This is a genomic window from Actinomycetes bacterium (assembly GCA_036510875.1).
GTDB lineage: Bacteria > Actinomycetota > Actinomycetes > Prado026 > Prado026 > DATCDE01.
Genome location: DATCDE010000007.1, coordinates 12,544 through 29,819, shown reverse-complemented (window position 1 = coordinate 29,819; position 17,276 = coordinate 12,544). Strand labels below are relative to the sequence as shown.

General features: G+C 71.5%; 18 protein-coding genes. 9 read left to right on the top strand and 9 right to left on the bottom strand.

Going from position 1 to position 17,276, the window contains the following annotated elements:
* Positions 1-31: 31 nt before the first annotated feature.
* Both VIM19_00420 and VIM19_00415 read right to left on the bottom strand, forming a co-directional pair.
* Positions 32-1,354, bottom strand: coding sequence for a 3-deoxy-7-phosphoheptulonate synthase class II (locus VIM19_00420; GenBank protein ID HEY5183383.1), 1,323 nt, complete (start codon positions 1,352-1,354; stop codon positions 32-34).
* A gap of 55 nt (positions 1,355-1,409) precedes the next feature.
* Positions 1,410-2,435 carry a 6-phosphofructokinase gene (locus VIM19_00415; GenBank protein ID HEY5183382.1) on the bottom strand — a complete coding sequence of 342 codons (1,026 nt, stop codon included), beginning with the start codon at positions 2,433-2,435 and terminating at the stop codon, positions 1,410-1,412.
* 137 nt (positions 2,436-2,572) lie between these two features.
* On the opposite strand from VIM19_00415, the gene VIM19_00410 reads away from it, so the two are divergent.
* A complete protein-coding gene (locus tag VIM19_00410; protein ID HEY5183381.1) occupies positions 2,573-3,403 on the top strand; it encodes a DUF1028 domain-containing protein in 831 nt (276 codons plus the stop codon).
* On the top strand, positions 3,400-4,893 hold the full coding sequence (gene glpK / locus VIM19_00405; protein HEY5183380.1) for a glycerol kinase GlpK: 1,494 nt from the start codon (positions 3,400-3,402) through the stop codon (positions 4,891-4,893). The genes VIM19_00410 and glpK overlap by 4 nt, the downstream gene beginning before the upstream one ends.
* 14 nt (positions 4,894-4,907) lie before the next feature.
* Here glpK and VIM19_00400 read toward each other — a convergent pair whose 3' ends face one another.
* Positions 4,908-5,648 carry a lysophospholipid acyltransferase family protein gene (locus VIM19_00400; GenBank protein ID HEY5183379.1) on the bottom strand — a complete coding sequence of 247 codons (741 nt, stop codon included), beginning with the start codon at positions 5,646-5,648 and terminating at the stop codon, positions 4,908-4,910.
* Positions 5,649-5,738: 90 nt separating this feature from the next.
* Here VIM19_00400 and VIM19_00395 point away from each other — a divergent pair, with 90 nt between their 5' ends.
* From VIM19_00395 to VIM19_00375, 5 genes are all read left to right on the top strand, one after another.
* Positions 5,739-6,497, top strand: coding sequence for an alpha/beta fold hydrolase (locus tag VIM19_00395; GenBank protein HEY5183378.1), 759 nt, complete (start codon positions 5,739-5,741; stop codon positions 6,495-6,497).
* Positions 6,498-6,513: 16 nt separating this feature from the next.
* Positions 6,514-7,185 carry a hypothetical protein gene (locus tag VIM19_00390; protein ID HEY5183377.1) on the top strand — a complete coding sequence of 224 codons (672 nt, stop codon included), beginning with the start codon at positions 6,514-6,516 and terminating at the stop codon, positions 7,183-7,185.
* A gap of 30 nt (positions 7,186-7,215) precedes the next feature.
* Positions 7,216-8,448: a TIGR00300 family protein gene (locus VIM19_00385; GenBank protein ID HEY5183376.1), complete on the top strand. Its 1,233-nt coding sequence runs from the start codon at positions 7,216-7,218 to the stop codon at positions 8,446-8,448.
* Positions 8,449-8,873: 425 nt separating this feature from the next.
* The gene (locus VIM19_00380; protein HEY5183375.1) at positions 8,874-9,377 is read left to right on the top strand and encodes a TadE/TadG family type IV pilus assembly protein; all 504 of its coding nucleotides are present in this window, start codon (positions 8,874-8,876) and stop codon (positions 9,375-9,377) included.
* Between the two features lie 35 nt (positions 9,378-9,412).
* Positions 9,413-10,435 carry a pilus assembly protein TadG-related protein gene (locus VIM19_00375; protein HEY5183374.1) on the top strand — a complete coding sequence of 341 codons (1,023 nt, stop codon included), beginning with the start codon at positions 9,413-9,415 and terminating at the stop codon, positions 10,433-10,435.
* A gap of 10 nt (positions 10,436-10,445) precedes the next feature.
* On the opposite strand, the gene VIM19_00370 is transcribed toward VIM19_00375, so the two are convergent.
* The 6 genes from VIM19_00370 to VIM19_00345 all read right to left on the bottom strand — a co-directional run bounded on the left by VIM19_00370 (position 10,446) and on the right by VIM19_00345 (position 14,365).
* Positions 10,446-11,387, bottom strand: a complete 942-nt coding sequence (locus tag VIM19_00370) for an ROK family glucokinase (protein HEY5183373.1) — start codon at positions 11,385-11,387, stop codon at positions 10,446-10,448.
* The gene (locus tag VIM19_00365) at positions 11,384-11,725 is read right to left on the bottom strand and encodes a DUF5304 family protein (protein HEY5183372.1); all 342 of its coding nucleotides are present in this window, start codon (positions 11,723-11,725) and stop codon (positions 11,384-11,386) included. Before VIM19_00365 ends, VIM19_00370 begins: the two co-directional genes overlap by 4 nt.
* The gene (locus VIM19_00360; GenBank protein HEY5183371.1) at positions 11,722-12,909 is read right to left on the bottom strand and encodes an ArsA family ATPase; all 1,188 of its coding nucleotides are present in this window, start codon (positions 12,907-12,909) and stop codon (positions 11,722-11,724) included. The genes VIM19_00365 and VIM19_00360 overlap by 4 nt, the downstream gene beginning before the upstream one ends.
* 37 nt (positions 12,910-12,946) lie before the next feature.
* The gene (locus tag VIM19_00355; GenBank protein HEY5183370.1) at positions 12,947-13,381 is read right to left on the bottom strand and encodes an SRPBCC family protein; all 435 of its coding nucleotides are present in this window, start codon (positions 13,379-13,381) and stop codon (positions 12,947-12,949) included.
* A 71-nt stretch (positions 13,382-13,452) separates the two neighbouring features.
* A complete protein-coding gene (locus tag VIM19_00350; GenBank protein ID HEY5183369.1) occupies positions 13,453-13,911 on the bottom strand; it encodes a hypothetical protein in 459 nt (152 codons plus the stop codon).
* Positions 13,904-14,365, bottom strand: a complete 462-nt coding sequence (locus VIM19_00345) for a polyketide cyclase / dehydrase and lipid transport (GenBank protein HEY5183368.1) — start codon at positions 14,363-14,365, stop codon at positions 13,904-13,906. The genes VIM19_00350 and VIM19_00345 overlap by 8 nt, the downstream gene beginning before the upstream one ends.
* A 73-nt stretch (positions 14,366-14,438) precedes the next feature.
* On the opposite strand from VIM19_00345, the gene VIM19_00340 reads away from it, so the two are divergent.
* Positions 14,439-16,229: an AMP-dependent synthetase/ligase gene (locus tag VIM19_00340; protein ID HEY5183367.1), complete on the top strand. Its 1,791-nt coding sequence runs from the start codon at positions 14,439-14,441 to the stop codon at positions 16,227-16,229.
* A gap of 300 nt (positions 16,230-16,529) precedes the next feature.
* Positions 16,530-17,267, top strand: a complete 738-nt coding sequence (gene cpaB, locus VIM19_00335; GenBank protein ID HEY5183366.1) for a Flp pilus assembly protein CpaB — start codon at positions 16,530-16,532, stop codon at positions 17,265-17,267.
* Positions 17,268-17,276: the final 9 nt, after the last annotated feature.

Sequence of the window (17,276 nt, the reverse complement as noted above, 5' to 3'; positions counted from 1 at the left end):
CTGGACTAGCGGGAATCGGACCACCGGACGCTCAGTGCGCGAGCATCTCCGCGACGAGGAACGCCAGCTCGATCGACTGCTCCCGGTTCAGTCGCGGGTCGCACGCGGTCTCGTAGCGCGGCTCGAGGTGGTGCTCCTCGGTCCCCAGCGCACCGCCGAGGCACTCCGTGACGTCGTCGCCCGTGAGCTCCACGTGGATGCCGCCGGGGACGGTGCCCAGCGATCGGTGCACCTCGAAGAAGCCGCGGACCTCCTCCACGACGTCCTCGAACAGCCGCGTCTTCACCCCGGACGCCGTCTCGCGGGTGTTGCCGTGCATCGGGTCGCAGATCCACACGACCTCGGCGCCGGACGCGTTGACCTTCTCCACGATCGGCGGCAGCAGCTCGCGCACCCGCCCGGCGCCCATGCGGGCGATCAGCGTGAGCCGGCCCGGCTCGCGGTCCGGGTCGAGCCGGCTGACGAGCGCGAGCACCTCCTCCGGGGAGGCGGACGGCCCGATCTTCAGCCCGATCGGGTTGCGGATGCGGGCCGCGAAGTCGACGTGCGCGCCGTCGAGCGAGCGGGTGCGGTCCCCGATCCAGACGAAATGCCCGGCCACGTCGTAGGGCAGGCCGGTCCGCGAGTCGATGCGGGTGAGGGCCTTCTCGTAGTCGAGTACGAGCGCCTCGTGCCCGGCGTACAGGTCGACCCGCTGGAACTCCTCGGGGTCGGCGCCGCACGCGTGCATGAACGCCATGGCCCGGTCGATCTCGCCGGCCAGCCGCTCGTAGCGCTGCCCGGCCGGGCTGTCCCTGACGAAGTCCTGGTTCCACGCGTGCACCTGCTGCAGGGCCGCATAGCCGCCCTGCGTGAACGCGCGCACCAGGTTCAGCGTCGCGGCCGAGTGGTGGTAGGCGGCCACCATCCGGGCCGGGTCGGGCCGGCGCAGCTCCGGGGTGAAGCCGAGCCCGTTGACCATGTCGCCGCGGTACACCGGCAGGGCCAGCCCGTCCCTGGCCTCCAGCCGGCTGGAACGGGGCTTGCCGTACTGGCCAGCGATCCGGCCGACCTTGACCACCGGGAGCGCGGCGCCGTAGGTCAGCACGATCGCCATCTGCAGCACGGTGCGCAGCTTGGCCCGGATCGCGTCCGCGCCGACGCCGTCGAACGTCTCGGCGCAGTCGCCGCCCTGCAGCACGAACGCCTTCCCCCGCGCCGCGAGCGCCAGCCGCTCGCGCAGCTGGTCGCACTCCCCCGCGAAGACGAGCGGCGGCAGGCCGCGCAGTGTCGCGACGGCCTCGTCCCGCTCGGCCGGGTCGGGCCACTCGGGCTGCTGGTCGGCCGGCAGGTCGGGCCAGGTCAGGTCGGGCACCCCACGAGGGTACGACCCGCGGGGCCTGGTCCCCTGTCCCGGCTGGTCCCGCGGCTCAGCCGAAGAACACCTTGAACTCGTCGTACAGCACCCGCGGCACGGTCTTCAGCTCGGCCGTGGCCGCGGCCAGCGGTACCCGGACGATGTCGGTGGCCTGCAGGGCGACCATCTTCCCCCAGTCGCCCTCGTGCGCGGCGTCGATCGCCGCCAGCCCGAAGCGGGTCGCGAGCCAGCGGTCGCGCGCGGTGGGCGTGCCGCCGCGCTGCACGTGGCCGAGCACCGTGGTGCGGGCCTCCTTGCCGGTGCGCTTCTCGATCTCCGTGGCCAGCCACTCACCGATCCCCGACAGCCGCACGTGCCCGAACGCGTCGAGCGGGGCGTCCTTGGCGATCAGGTCGCCGTCGCTGGGCAGCGCGCCCTCGGCCACGCAGATGATCGGCGCGTAGTTGGTCTGGAACCGGTGCTCGACCCAGCCGCAGACCTCGTCGATGTCGAACGGCTCCTCCGGGATGAGGATGATGTTCGCGCCGCCCGCGACGCCGGAGTGCAGCGCGATCCACCCCGCGTGGCGACCCATCACCTCGACGACGAGCGCCCGGTGGTGCGACTCGGCCGTGGTGTGCAGCCGGTCGATGGCCTCGGTGGCGATGCCCACGGCGGTGTCGAAGCCGAACGTGTAGTCGGTCGCGTTGAGGTCGTTGTCGATGGTCTTGGGGACACCGACGACGTGCACGCCCAGGGCGTCCAGCTGGGTGGCCACGCCGAGGGTGTCCTCGCCGCCGATGGCGATCAGCGCGTCCACGCCCTGGGCGGCCAGGTTCTGCTCGATCCGGTCGACGCCCCCCTCGATCTTGATCGGGTTGGTCCGCGACGAGCCGAGGATGGTGCCGCCCCTGGGCAGGATCCCGCGCACGGCCGCGATGTCCAGCGACATCGTCAGCCCCTCGAGCGGGCCCTTCCAGCCGTCCCGGTAGCCCACGAACTCGTGGCCGTACTCCTCGGTGCCCTTGCGGACCACGCTGCGGATGACCGCGTTGAGCCCTGGACAGTCCCCGCCGCCGGTGAGTACCCCGATCCGCATGGCTCGCTCCTTCGCACCGCACCGATTTGTTGGCGCTCCCATCCAACCACCGCACCCCCTCCGCATGAAGGGTGGCTTTGTGCGGCAGTGCGCACTGAAAGTGCCCTTCATGCGGGAGGGGGTTCTAGGCTCCGGGCATGACGTTCTCGATCGTGGCGCGCAGCGGCGACGGTGCCCAGTTCGGCGTCGCCGTCGCCTCGAAGTTCCTCGCCGTCGGGGCGGCCGTGCCGGCGGCGAGCGTCGGCGTCGGCGCCATCGCCACCCAGTCGATCGTGAACCTGACCTACCGACCGGTCGGCCTGCAGCTGCTGGCCGACGGCGCGAGCGCGGCGGACACCCTGGCCGCGCTGACCGTCGGGGACCGGCTGCGCGAGCGGCGGCAGGCCGGCGTCGTCGGCGGGTCGGGCGACGGTTCGACGTTCACCGGGGCCTTGTGCTTCCCCTGGGCTGGCGGGGCCACGGGGGACGGCTACGCGATCCAGGGCAACATCCTCACCGGCCCGGAGGTCGTGGCCAACATGGAGCAGGCGTTCCTCGCGACCGGCGGCGGAGAGCCGCTGGCCAACCGGCTGCTCGCCGCGCTGACCGCCGGGGACCGGGCCGGCGGCGACCGACGCGGCCGGCAGAGCGCCGCCCTGCTGGTCGTCTCGCCCGGCGGCGGGTATGGCGGGGGCAGCGACGTGCTGGTCGACCTGCGGGTCGACGACCACCCGGACCCGGTGACGGAGCTGGCCCGGCTGCTCGACCTGCACCGGCTGTACTTCGATCGCCCGGACCCGGCCGACTGCCTGCCCCTGGACGGCGCGCTGGCCGACGAGGTCCGCACCCGGCTGGTGGCGGTCGGCTACGGGCGGCCGGAGCTGGACGCCGCGCTCGCCGCCTGGGCCGGCGTGGAGAACCTCGAGGAGCGGCTGGTGCCCGGCCGGATCGACCCGCTCGTGCTGGAGCAGCTGCGGGCCCAGCCGTGACCGTGCTGGCGGTCGACGCCGGGACGACCGGGGTCACCGCACTGCTGGTGACCCACGACGGCCGGGTCGCCGCGCGCGGCTACCAGGAGTTCGCCCAGCACTTCCCGGCCGACGGCTGGGTGGAGCACGCGCCCGAGGAGATCTGGTCGGCGGCCCTCGAGGCGGTGCGCTCGGCCCTCGCGGCCGGCGCCGCGTCGGGGGTGGCGCCCCCGACCGCCGTGGGCATCACCAACCAGCGCGAGACCGTGGTGCTGTGGGATCGCGAGACCCTCGGCGCGGCCCGGCGCGCGATCGTGTGGCAGGACCGTCGCACCGCGAGCATCTGCGAGGAGCTGCGCGCCGCCGGCCACGAGCCGCGGGTGGCCGAGCTCACCGGCCTGCGGCTGGACCCGTACTTCTCGGCCACCAAGCTGACCTGGCTGGCCCGCCACGAGCCACACACCTGGGCGGGGGTCGTGTCCGGCCGGACGGCGGTCGGCACGCTGGACTCCTACCTGGCGGCCCGGATGACCCGCGGCCTGCACCACGTCACCGACGCGTCCAACGCCTCGCGCACCCTGCTGTTCGACCTGACCACCGGCGCCTGGTCGGCGGAGCTGTGCAAGCTGTTCGGCGTCCCGGTCTCGGCACTGCCCGAGGTCGTGCCGTCGTACGGAGTCGTCGGCCGCACCGACCCCGCGGCCTTCCTGGGCCTGGACCTGCCGATCGCCGGCATCGCCGGTGATCAGCAGGCCGCGATGTTCGGGCAGACCTGCTACGCACCCGGTGCTAGCAAGTGCACCTACGGCACCGGCTCGTTCATCCTGGTCAGCACCGGCAGCGAGCGGGTGCTCTCGCAGCGGGGGCTGCTCACGACGGTCGCGTGGGGCCACCCGGACGGTCGGCTCGAGTACGCCCTCGAGGGGTCGATCTTCGTCACCGGCGCCGCGGTGCAGTGGCTGCGGGACGGCCTGCAGCTGGTCGGCAGCGCGGCGGAGACCGAGCCGCTCGCGCGCACCGTCCCCGACTCCGGTGGCGTGGTGTTCGTCCCGGCGCTGACCGGTCTGGGCGCGCCGGACTGGGACCCCACGGCCCGCGGCCTGATCATCGGGATCACCCGCGGAACCACCCGAGCGCACCTCGTGCGGGCCACCCTGGAGGCCATCACGTTCGAGGTCCGTGACGTGGTCGACCTGATGACCGACGAGGCGCGAGTGCACCTGCCGGTGCTGGCGGTGGACGGCGGCGCCGCGGCGAACGACCTGCTGTGCCAGCTGCAGGCCGACCAGCTCGGCGTGCCCGTCGTCCGTCCTGAGGTGCTCGAGACGACCGGGCTGGGGGCCGCGTTCCTCGCCGGGCTGGGTACCGGGGTGTGGTCGTCCACGGACGAGCTGGCCGCCACCTGGCGGGAGGACCGCCGCTTCGAGCCGGGGGTCGGGGACGACGCGGCGCACCGGCGGTGGCGGGCGGCCGTGGAGCGGGCGAAGGGCTGGGCGGCGTCCGAGGGGTGACGCCCGAGGAGTGATCAGGCGGCCGGCTGGACCGGCTCTTGGGCAGGCTCGACCGGGTGATGGCCCGGGACCCGGCCCGCGGCAATCTCGGCCTTGGCCTTCGTCGCGTACATGTCGACGTACTCCTGGCCGGACAGCGTCATGAGCTCGTACATGATCTCGTCGGTGATCGACCGCAGCACGAACCGGTCGGACTCCATGCCCTCGTAGCGGGAGAAGTCCAGCGGCGCACCGATCCGGATGCCGACCCGCATGATCTTGGGGAACACCTTGCCGGGCGGCTGGATCTTCTCGGTGTCGATCATGGCCACGGGCAGCACCGGGACGTGCACCTCGAGCGCCATCCGCGCGACGCCGGTCTTGCCGCGGTACAGCCGGCCGTCGGCCGAGCGGGTGCCCTCGGGGTAGATGCCGAGCAGCTCGCCCTTGGCCAGCAGCGCCAGCCCGGTGCGCATGGCCGCCTCGCTGGCCTTGCCGCCGGAGCGGTCCACCGGCACCTGGCCGACGCCCTTGAAGAAGACGGCCTTGGCCCGGCCCTTGGGACCCTTGCCGGTGAAGTAGTCGGCCTTCGCCAGGAAGGTGATCCGGCGGGGCACGACGAGCGGCAGGAAGATCGAGTCGGAGAACGACAGGTGGTTGCTGGCGAGGATCGCGCCACCCTCTGCCGGCACGTTCTCCAGGCCCTCGACCCAAGGCCGGAAGAACAGCCGCAGGATGGGACCGAGGATCACCCGCTTGAGCAGCCAGTAGAACACGGTCACCTCCTCACCGGTCGACGTGCGACGATGCGACGCAGGTCACACGTACGGGACGACCCTAGCCGCTTTAGCGTTCCTGGAGGCACCGTGCCACTCATCCCCGGCGCCGAGCCGTACAGCCACGACGGTGGCGAGGTCGGCGTCCTCGTCCTGCACGGCTTCACCGGCTCGCCGAAGTCGATGCGGCCGTGGGCCGAGCACCTGGCCGCCGAGGGGTTCACCGTCCGGCTGCCGCGGCTGCCCGGCCACGGCACCACCTGGCAGGAGATGAGCCTGACCCGGTGGGACGACTGGTACGCCGAGGTCAGCCGCGCGTTCGACGACCTCGCCGGTCGGTGCTCGACCGTGTTCGTCGCGGGCCTGTCGATGGGCGGCAGCCTGGCGCTGCGGCTGGCCGAGACCAGGGGCGACGCCGTGGCCGGCCTCGTCCTGGTCAACCCGGCGGTGCACAGCGAGAACAAGGCGTTCGTCGCGCTGCCGGTGCTCAAGCACGTCGTGAAGACGCTCAACGGCATCGGCAACGACATCGCCAGGCCCGGTCAGGACGAGGGCTGCTACGACAAGGTCCCGCTGAAGGCACTCGCCTCGATGTCCGACGCCTGGCGAACGGTCAAGGCCGACCTGGGCCGCATCAGCGCGCCGCTGCTGCTGTTCCACAGCCGCCAGGACCACGTGGTGGAGCCGTCCAACACCGCGTACATCCTCGGCCACATCGGGTCGTCGGACGTCGAGGACCGCGAGCTGCTGCGCAGCTACCACGTGGCGACCTTGGACTACGACGCCCCCGACATCTTCGCGGGTAGCGTCGAGTTCATCCGCAAGCACGCGCCCGCTCCGGCGGGCTGACCGGGAGGAGGCCGCGGTGCGTGGCAACGGGCTGACCGCGGCGTCGTACGTCGCGATCACCGACCTCGACGCGGACGCCGCCGACGCCGCACTGGCGGCGCTGCGGGACGCCGGCATCGCCGCCTACGTGACGCCGCTCCCCCGTACCGCTCCCGGGACGCCGCTGGACCGGCTGCACGTGGACGCCGGCGCCGAGGGGCGGGCCCGTGCGCTCGTCGGCGCGGACCGCCCGTCGCCGCTCTCCTCCCCCCGGGAGCCCGACATCGAGGCGCTGTTCGCCAGCATCGTGGCCGACTACGACGCCCCGGCCATCGACCCGGTGCCGTCCTGGCCGGTGAGTGAGGACCTCTGGGACGCCGGGGCGGCGCACCGTGAGCCGCCGTCGTCCGGCGACGACGGCTGGCCGGAGGTCCCGACCGCCGAGCCGGCCGGGGTCCGCGCCGAGGAGGAGCGGTACGTCCCGCCGCCGCCCCCGCCGCTGCCGGAGACCACGCCGGCCACTCGGTTCGCCTGGGCCGGGGCGCTCGGCGGTCCGGCCGCGTTCGTGCTGGCGACGCTGCTGGGCTGGCAGCTCGACGGCTGGGTGCTGCTGGTCGCCGCCGTCGCGTTCCTGGCCGGCTTCGGCTACCTCGTCTCCCGGCTCAAGGACCGCGACACCGACGACCCGGACGACGGTGCGGTGGTCTGAGCCGCGCCCGGTCTGGCAGGCTGAACGGTCGTGACGGTCAGCGAGGTCATCGAGGTCCAGGGCCACATCATCGACGCGGGGACGCTCACCCGGCTGCTGGACGACGTCCTCGAGCTGGGCACCGACTACACGATCGAGCGGTTCGACCTCGGCAAGCACCCGGACGACTCGTCGTACGCGCGGATCCGGGTGGTCGCAGCGACCGACGACCTGCTGCAGCAGCTGCTGTCGCGGCTGCAGAGCTACGGCGCCAACCTGGTCGACGTCGGCGAGGCGCTGCTGCGCGAGGCCGAGACCGACGGGGTGTTCCCCGACGACTTCTACTCCACGACCAACCTGGTCACCCAGATCCGGCTGGGCGGTCGCTGGCTGACCGTGCCGCAGCCGGAGATGGACTGCGGCCTGGTCGTGACGGTGGACGAGGCGTCGGTGCGCACGGTGCCGGTGAGCGACGTGCGGCGCGGCGACCGCGTCGTGTGCGGCTCGCACGGGGTGAAGGTCGTCATGAACCCCAAGCCGACGGCCGACGAGAGCGTCTTCGAGTTCATGAACTCGGTGGTGTCCAGCGAGAAGCCGCAGGTCCTGCAGGTCCGCCAGATCGCCCAGCAGATGCGTGACGTCAAGGCCGCCGGGCAGCGGATCCTGTGGGTCGGCGGTCCGGCCGTGGTGCACACCGGCGCGGCGCCAGCCATGTCCGCCCTGATCACGGCCGGCTACGTGGACGTGCTGTTCGCCGGCAACGCGCTGGCCACCCACGACATCGAGTCGTCGCTGTACGGCACCTCGCTCGGGGTGGACCTGTCCAAGGGCTCCGGTGTCAAGCACGGGCACGAGCACCACATCCGGGCGATCAACCGGATCCGCAAGTCCGGCTCGATCGCGGCGGCCGTCGAGCAGGGCGTGCTCACCTGCGGCGTCATGCACGACCTGGTGACGGCCGGCAGGCCGTTCGTGCTGGTCGGGTCGGTACGGGACGACGGCCCGCTGCCGGACGTCCACACCGACGTGATCGAGGGCCAGCGCGCGATGCGCGCCCAGCTGCCCGGCGTCGGCTACGCGATCATGGTGGCGACCATGCTGCACGCGATCGCCACGGGCAACATCCTGCCGGCGTCCGTCCCGCTGGTCTGCGTCGACATCAACCCGGCGACGGTCACCAAACTGTCCGACCGCGGCAGCGCACAGGCCACCGGCGTCGTCACCGACATCGGGCTGTTCCTCGAGCAGCTGGCCCAGGAGCTGACCGGCTACCGAGCGTCGTGACACCCTGGATGTGAGCGACCTCACCGGCCGATCGGGATCACGCGGTCGGTCACGCAGCGTTACGACCGGCTGGGACAATCGGAGTGCGGGGAGTCGCCCCGCACCGTCGATCACGTAAGGAATGTGGTTTCTGTGTCGCGCCAGTACAGGCCGGCCAGCCTTCTCGCCGCCGGACTTCTGGAATCGTCCCTCGAGCTCCCGCACCGCCGCAGCCGCGGCACCCTGCGACAGCGCCTGTTCCACCGCAGCTGAGCCCACTCACCTCGCCCTGGGTGACCGGCCAGTCACGCCGTGCAGTTGAGTCATCCGGGTGGTGCCCGAGCAGACGAACGTCCGATCCGGGCCCTCATCAGACGGCGTAGCCTGATCACCGTCGTCGGGGGTGCGCACCACGGTGCGGGTCCGGACTAGGCAGGTGGGGGGCTATGGGACGAGGGTCGGCCAGCCTGCGGGCTCTCGGCGCGGACGGCGCGGCTGCTGTGGAGTTCGTGCTGATTTTGCCAATCCTCCTGCTCCTGCTCTTCGGGATCATCAGTTTCGGCTGGGTATTCAGCGCCCAGCTGACGGTGAACAACGCGGTACGCGAGGGTGCCCGAGCCGCGGTGGTCGCCGGCGGGGGCATCGACCGGCAGTGCAACACCGTGGTGGCCAACGTCCGCGCCGCTGCAGCCGGAACCCTCGGAGTGGTCAACCGGCAGAACCTGATCAACGTCACGGTGACCCGGTCCGACGGCAGCAACGCGTGCGGCACCGGCGCCAACCCGAGGAGTACCTCGGTGCCGTGCACCAACAGTCTCGACTCGTCCAACGGCGAGAATGCGAGCCTGATCGTCAAGGCCACCTACCCGGCAGAGTTCATTCTGCCGCTGGGTCTCGGACCCACGATCACGCTGTCCTCCAAGGCGGTGTATCGATGCGAGTTCAGCTGAGTCGACGGGTGCCATCTCGGCGCGACGAGGGTGCGGTGGCGGCCCTGGTAGCGATCCTGTTGCCGTTGCTGATGCTGATGGCAGCAGCCGCGGTCGACGTCAGCGCCGCCTGGGCCACCAAACGCAACCTCTCGGTCGCGGCCGACGGTGCCGCGCTGGCGGCTGCTGGACGGATCGGTGAAGTCGCGCCGATCAACCCCGGGAACTGCGAGGAGGTGCTGACGTCTACGGCCATCTCTGCGGCCATCAGCGCGGCTCAGGCTTCGGAACAGGGGACAGCGCCAGGCTCGAGCATCGTCGTCGGCCAACCCCGCTGCGTGGACAACGGAACTGCTATCGAGGTTCAGGTCAGCAACTCCAAGGAGGTCCAGTCGTTCTTCCTGTCGGCACTGAAGCTGTTCGGTGGAAACCCCCAGCCGTTGACGCCGAAGCAGCAGGCAACCGCGCGGATCGGGCCGGCCACCACGGTGACCGGCCTGCGTCCCTTCGCCATCTGTCTAGCCACGGCGCAGAACGCCATGGCGCGCCCGAACCAGACTTTCGTAGCCGACCTGAACAACAAGATCGGGATCTGCGGAACGACCGAGCCCGGGAACTGGGGGACGGTCGACTTCAACGGGGGCGCGTATGGCGCCAACGACCTCGCGGACTGGACCCGAAATGGCTACCCCGGAGCGATCACAATCGACCGGCAACTCCCCGCTGGACGAATGCCGCGCCCCGGCGAGATAGACGGACCGCTGACCTCGCTGCTCGATCAAGTCGTGCTACTGCCCGTCGTCACCCGGTACAACCACACGCGCGGCGTCAACAACCCATCGTTCGACACCGTGGCGTTCGTGGGCGCGAAGATCTGCGGATACTCCCTGAACAACAAGATCGGCAGGGGATCCTGCTGGGATGCCAGCAAGGCGGCCAAATACATCGACAACAAGGTCGACTTCTTGGAATTCCAGTATGTCAACTACTCGACGAGCAGCTACCCAGGAGCTGGCGGGTCATGCGCTTTCGGCTCCAGCTGCGACATGGGTGTGACCGGAGTCTCGCTCTACAAGTGACGCCGGTCGGCTAGACCCGGGCCAGGTCGGCGGCTCCGACGAGTCCGGCCTCGTTGCCGAGCTCGGCCGCGACGATCTCGGGGAACGGGCGGATGCCCGCCCCTACGAGATAGGTGCGGTGGGCGTCGCGGGCCGGGCCGAGCAGCAGCTCACCGGCCTCGGACACGCCACCACCGATCACGAAGCAGCCGGGGTCGAGCACGGCGGCCAGCTCGGCCATACCTCGTCCGAGCCACTGGCCGATCTCCGAGAACGCGGCCAGCGCCACCGGGTCACCGCCTTCGGCGGCCAGGCTGATGTGCTTGCCCGAGACACCTTCCGGAGTCCCGTCTCCGAGGGACAGCAGCAGCTGCGCACCGGCCCGGTCCTCGGCTGCCCGGGTGCGGGCCTCCCGCAGCAGTGCGTTGCCGCTGGCGTACTGCTCCCAGCAGCCGCGCCGGCCGCACGCGCACAACCGGCCCCCAGACTCGAGGACCAGGTGGCCGATCTCGCCGGCCAGGCCGAACCGGCCGCGCCGCAGCGTCCCTCCCAGGACCAGCCCGCCACCGATCCCGGTGCCAACCGTGACGACCACGACCTCCTCCCGGCCGCGGGCCGCGCCGAACCGGTACTCGGCCCAAGCCGCCGCGTTGGCGTCGTTCTCGACCACGACCGGCAGCCCTGTCAGCTCGCCCAGCTGGGCACCCAGGGGCAGGTCGTGCCAGGCCAGGTTCGGCGCGAACCGGACCACCGAGCGGGTCTCGTCGACCAGCCCGGGGGCCCCCACGCCCACCGCGACCACCGGGTGGGCCTCGGCCAGCTCGGACACCAGCTCGGCGATCACCTGCTCGGTCGCACCGGTCTGCTGGGCCGCGCTGGACCGACGGCGCCGGACCAGCACCACGCCGTCCTCGTCCACGACGCCGGCGGCGACCTTGGTCCCGCCGACGTCCACTCCCACGGTGAGGCTCATCCGATGTCGATCCGTTCGACCGGGGCCGCCCGGCGCGCCGACCACTCACGCTCGTGGGCGACGACGGCGGCCCGGACGGCGGCCAGCAGCGACGCGGCCGCCTCCGCGAGGTGCTCGGCGACCTCGGGCCGGGTGGCCCGCACCAGTCCAATGAGCTGGCAGACCGGGCACAGCTGGCACTCCGCCGACCCGGTCGCGATGCGCTCCCCGACCGAGGACGCGCCGCTCCCAGCGCTGCGCTTGGCCCAGTCCTGCACGGCCTCGAACAGCCGCGCGGCCTCCTCGGCGGCACTGCCAAGACCCGGGCCGGGCGCGGCACCGCCGCTCGGAGTGGTCACAGCCCCATCCACAGCGCCGGGTCCGGCTCGAATCGGATCCTAAGCCGGCCATCCCGCAGCGCGGCCCCCACGACCGTGCAGCGGCGCAACGCGCTCGGCAGCGCGAGCACCCGGCGCGAGGAGCCCACCGTGACGACCAGCTCGTCGCCCTTGCGGACCAGCGCGGTGTCCGCCTTGTCGGCGAAGGGCAGCGCCAGCGAGAGCACGAACTCCTCCCCCGACCGCTCGACAGTGAGCAGCTCGTGGCCGGGCGACTCCGCGAACGCGTCGACGTCCTCGCCATACGCCGCCTCCGCGAACTCGACCAGCGCGCGCAACCCCACCGGCTCGCTGGCCTGGTAGGGCGAGCGATAGACCGGCAGCGGGGCGAACGACGCATCGATGTCGGCCAGCTGCTCGCCCTGCGCCCGCACCCACTGCTGCCGCCACGGGTCCGCGCCGTCGGCCGGGAAGACCCGGTTGGCGACCACAGCGTCCACCGTGTAGCCGTGCAGGGACAGCGAGGTCAGGGTGCGCCGGGCCTCGGCCACGACCACCGACTCGGGGGTGAGGACCAGCCGGACCGAGGTGGCCGGGTCGGTGAGCACCTCGCGCACCTCGGCCAGCTCGGCGTGCAGCCGCTCGACGGCGTCGAAGACCTTGTCCCGAGGCATCGGGACGCCAGCGACCCGCCCGAGCACCGGCCGAAGCGACCGGACCACCCGCCGCTCGACCGGGAACACCCGGTTCATGTACCAGCCGAGCGCCTCCGGCAAGGCCAGCAGCCGCAGCGTCTCAGCCGTGGGCGCGCAGTCGACGACCACGAGGTCCCAGCGGCCCGAGCGCACCTGGTCGCGCACCTCGAGCAGCGCGAGGACCTCCTCGGCGCCTGGGAGCACGGTCAACTCCTCGGCCTCGATCGGGTCGACCCCGGCAGTGTCGAGGACGGCGAGCAGGTACTCCTGGATCTCCCGCCAGCTGCTCTCGAAGCGGCGCTGCACGTCGACCTGCTGGCCGAACAGCCCATCGGCCAGCTCGGTGGGCTCGCCGCCGATCGGTGCGCCGAGCGCGTCAGCCAGCGAGTGGGCCGCGTCGGTGGACAGCACGAGGGTCTTCAATCCGCGCGAGGCGGCCAGCGCGGCCGTGCCGGCAGCGGCGGTGGTCTTCCCGACCCCGCCCTTGCCGGTGAACAGCAGGACACGCATGGGCCACCACGCTACCGGTCGCCGAGGCCGGTAAGGGTCAGCCCTCGACGCGCTGCTTGAGCCCCTTGAGCGCCCGGTCGATGATCACTTTCTCCGCCTTGCGCTTGATCATGCCGATCATCGGGATCTTGACGTCCACCGACAGCCGGTAGGACACCTCGGTCCCGCCGTCGACGGCGCCGAGCAGGTACACGCCGTCCATGGTCTTGAGGATCTCGCCGCGCACCAGGCTCCAGCGCAGCTCGGTGTCGCTGACCCAGTCGTACTCCAGGACGTAGTCGTCCTTGATCGCGCCGGCGTCCAGGATGAAGCGGACCTCCGCTGGCAGGTCGGTGTCCTCGAAGATGCTGAGCACCTCGACGAGCTTCACCTCGTCGTTCCACTCGGGATAGGACTCGAAGTCGGTGATCACGCCCATGACGTCGCCCGTCGAGGCGGCGATGACGATGCTCGACTCGGTCTGGTCCGCCATGCTCCTGCGCCCTCCCGCTGATCGGTGGCCCGCAGCCTAGCCTCCCTCGCCCCTCCCGGATGAGGGGCAGATCAGCCGAAGAGGGTGCCGAGGATCACCATCGAGATCAGTCCGATGGCCGTGATCAGCACCATCCCGCCGGCGATCACCACCGTCTTGGACGACTTGGTGCTCAGCCGCCCCGGGAGCTCGTTGAGGAGCGGGTCGGTGTGCTCGGCCGCCAGGAGGGCGAACATCGCGTCGATGTCGACGTCCTCGAGGGACTGCACCGGCGGCGCCGGCTCGGCGAGATCAGCCACCTCGACCTGCTCGACCTGCTCAGCGGTCTCGGCCGACTCCAGGGTCTGCAGGGACGCGCCACGGGCCTGCCGGGCGTGCCGGCGCTGTCCGGGGGCCGGCTCGACCGGCACCGGGGCCGGCTGTGCTACCGGCCGCTCCTCCGGGGGACGCAGGTCGGCGTGGCACAGCGTGCACCAGGACGAGCCGGCCCGCACCAGGGCGCTGCACTGCGGGCAGCGTGGATCAGTCACCCTCACGGGTTAATGGTTCGGCAGCCTCGGGCGTTGGCTTGACCCCGGTCCGCGGGGTTCCCGGGGGCCGGCCGGCCTCCAGCTCGTCCTTGAGTGCGTTCACCGAGCGCTTCCACGCCAGCGCGTGGCGCCGGCGGATCCGGTCGGCCAGTCGCGCCAGCGCGGCGGGAGCGCCCTCGACCACCTGCGTGCGGCTGCCGGGCCGGGTCGGGTCGGCCCGCAGGTAGTGGTGGACGACGACGCCGTCACCAAACGGCTCCAGCCAGATCTCGGCCGACCCGACGAGGTCGCCGGTCACCGACCAGCGCACCCCCTGCTCCCCGCGGTCCATGAACACGGCGAGCTGCAGGCCCGGCCACCAGCTGCGCCACCGCTGCGGGTCGTGGACCACCGCGGCCAGCTCACCGGGTGCGGCGACGATGAAGGTCTCGTCGATGAGGTCGACCCAGGGCACGGCAAGAGCATGCCATCGCGGCCCCGAGGCCCTAGTTTGGTCCGACCACGACCCCAACCGGGAGGCCGCGACCGTGCACGAGTTCAGCGTCCCCGCCGCCGCAGAGGTGCCCACCGAGCGCAACCTCTCCGATCTGGTCTACGACAACGCCGTCCGGACCCCCCACCGGGTGCAGTTCCGACGCAAGGTCGGTGATCGGTGGCAGGACGTCACCTCCCGGCAGTTCCTGGCCGAGGTGACCGACTTGGCGAAGGGGCTGATGGCCTCCGGGGTCGGCCCCGGCGACCGGGTGGGCATCATGTCCCGCACCCGTTACGAGTGGACCCTCGCCGACTTCGCGCTGTGGGCCGCCGGCGCGGTTCCGGTGCCGATCTACGAGACCTCCTCGGCCGAGCAGGTGGAGTGGATCCTGACCGACTCGGGCGCGGTCGCCTGCTTCGTCGAGCACGAGGAGCACGAGCGGACGGTCACCGAGGTGCTGGCCGCCGTCCCCAACGTCGGCAACGTGTGGCGGATCGACTCGGGCGCGATCGACGCGCTCGTGGAGGCGGGGGCCGAGGTGCCCGACGCCGACGTCGAGGAGCGTCGACGCACGCTGACAGCAGACAGCCTGGGCACTTTGATCTACACCTCCGGGACCACGGGGCGCCCCAAGGGCTGCGAGCTGACCCACCACAACATGCTGGCCGACGTGACCAACGTGGTGGCCGGGCTCGGCGAGGTCTTCGGGCCCGGCAAGTCGACGCTGCTGTTCATCCCGCTGGCGCACGTGTTCGGCCGGCTCATCCAGATCGGGTGCGTCCACGCCGGGGTCGTGCTCGGGCACACCGCGGACCCGGCCGCGCTGCTGGACGACCTGGCCGGCTTCCGGCCGACTTTCATCCTTTCCGTGCCCCGCGTGTTCGAAAAGGTCTTCAACGGCGCCCAGGCCAAGGCCACCGCCGAGGGCAAGGGCAAGATCTTCGAGCGCGCCGCCGCCACAGCCGTCGCCTACAGCGAGGGGCTGGACGCCGGCGGCCCGGGCCTGGGGGTCCGGCTGCAGCACGCGCTGTTCGACCGGCTCGTCTACAGCAAGCTGCGGGAGCGCATGGGCGGGCGGATCGAGTACGCCGTGTCGGGCGGCGCACCGCTGGGTGCGCGCCTGGGCCACTTCTTCCGCGGCGCCGGGATCACCATCTTGGAGGGCTACGGCCTCACCGAGACCTCCGCGGGCGCCACCATCAACCGGCCGGACGCGATCCGGGTCGGGTCGGTGGGCCAGCCGATCCCCGGCGGGTCGGTCCGGATCGCCGAGGACGGCGAGGTCCTGCTCAAGGGCGACCACGTGTTCGTCGGCTACTGGCGCAACGAGACGGCGACCAAGGAGGCCCTGGAACCGGACGGCTGGTTCCACACCGGCGACATCGGCCGGCTGGACGACGACGGCTACCTGTTCATCACCGGGCGAAAGAAGGAGCTCATCGTCACCGCCGGGGGCAAGAACGTGGCCCCGGCGGTGCTCGAGGACCGGCTGCGCGCGCATCAGCTGATCAGCCACTGCATGGTCGTGGGTGACCGCCAACCGTTCATCGCGGCCCTGGTGACCCTCGACGCCGAGTCCCTGCCCGGCTGGCTGACCGCCCACGGCAAACCGGCCGACCTGCCGCCGGCCGCCGTCGTCGAGGACCCGGAGGTGCTGGCCGCCGTCCAGGCCGCCGTGGACGACGCCAACAAAGCGGTCTCCCACGCCGAGGCGATCAAGAAGTTCAGCCTTCTCACCGAGGACTTCACCGAGTCGAGCGGCCAGCTCACCCCGACGATGAAACTCAGGCGGGGGGTCGTGATGGAGCGATTCGCCGCCGAGATCGACGCCATCTACCGCTGAGCCCAGCCAGAAAGCCGCACACCGGGCGCGCCGTCGGCCGTTCGGCCCGAATCCGCGTCATCCCTTCAGGTCGAACCCGCTGTCCCACGGTCTGAACTGCTCACGCTCGGTAGTGTTGCTCATCCAAAAGAGGCAGACAGGCGGGACACACAAAACGCAAGATAGGTGACGGTGGTCCGCTGTCGGCAGGGGGGCGCGTGGCACGGGGTGTAGTCGAGCAGGGACGCTGCGTGAACGCGTACGCTGCGCCCATCCTGAGCCGGGGTTTCCACGTTCCCGAGGACCGCTGAGAGGAAACCCATGGGACGCAGAACGATCCTGCTCGTGGCCGCGCTACTTGTCGCGGCACTGGGAACCGGCCTGGTGTTCCTCTACGCCCGAGGAGCCGACCAGCGCGCAGCAGCCGGGCAACAGCTGGTCAAGGTACTCTTCGCCAAGTCCCAGATCTCCGCCGGTACGACGGGCTCCTCGGCTGCCGAAAGCGGGGCACTTGAACCGCGCGAGGTGGCCCAGAACTCGGTCGCAAAAGGAGCCCTGAGTGACATCACCGCGGTGGCAGCCCTGGTGGCCCTGTCTCCGATCTTCCCTGGCGAGCAGATCCTCCAGCAGCAGTTCGGTCCTGCCGGCTCGCAGAGCACGCTGCCGATCCCAGCCGGGAAGATCGCGGTGAGCGTCCAGCTGGGCGACCCGGAGCGGGTAGCCGGGTTCGTGAGCAACGGGTCCGAGGTCTCGGTTTTCGCAACCATCTCGTCCGGAACCGCCGCGGCCCAAACCAGCGTCACCCAGATCCTGCTCCCCCGGGTGACCGTCGTCGGGGTCGGCAACACGACCACGGTGACCAAGACCACGACCGACTCCAGCGGGCAGCAGAACTCAGAGCAGATCCCGCGGACGATCCTCACCCTGGCCCTCACCCAGCAGGAGGCCACCAAGATCATCTACGCCACCCAACAGGGTCAGCTGTACTTCGCCCTGCTCACCCCGGACTCCAAGGTCAGCCCCGGTGGAGCCGTCACCTCAACAAACGTGTTTGGCTGATCCGGCGAA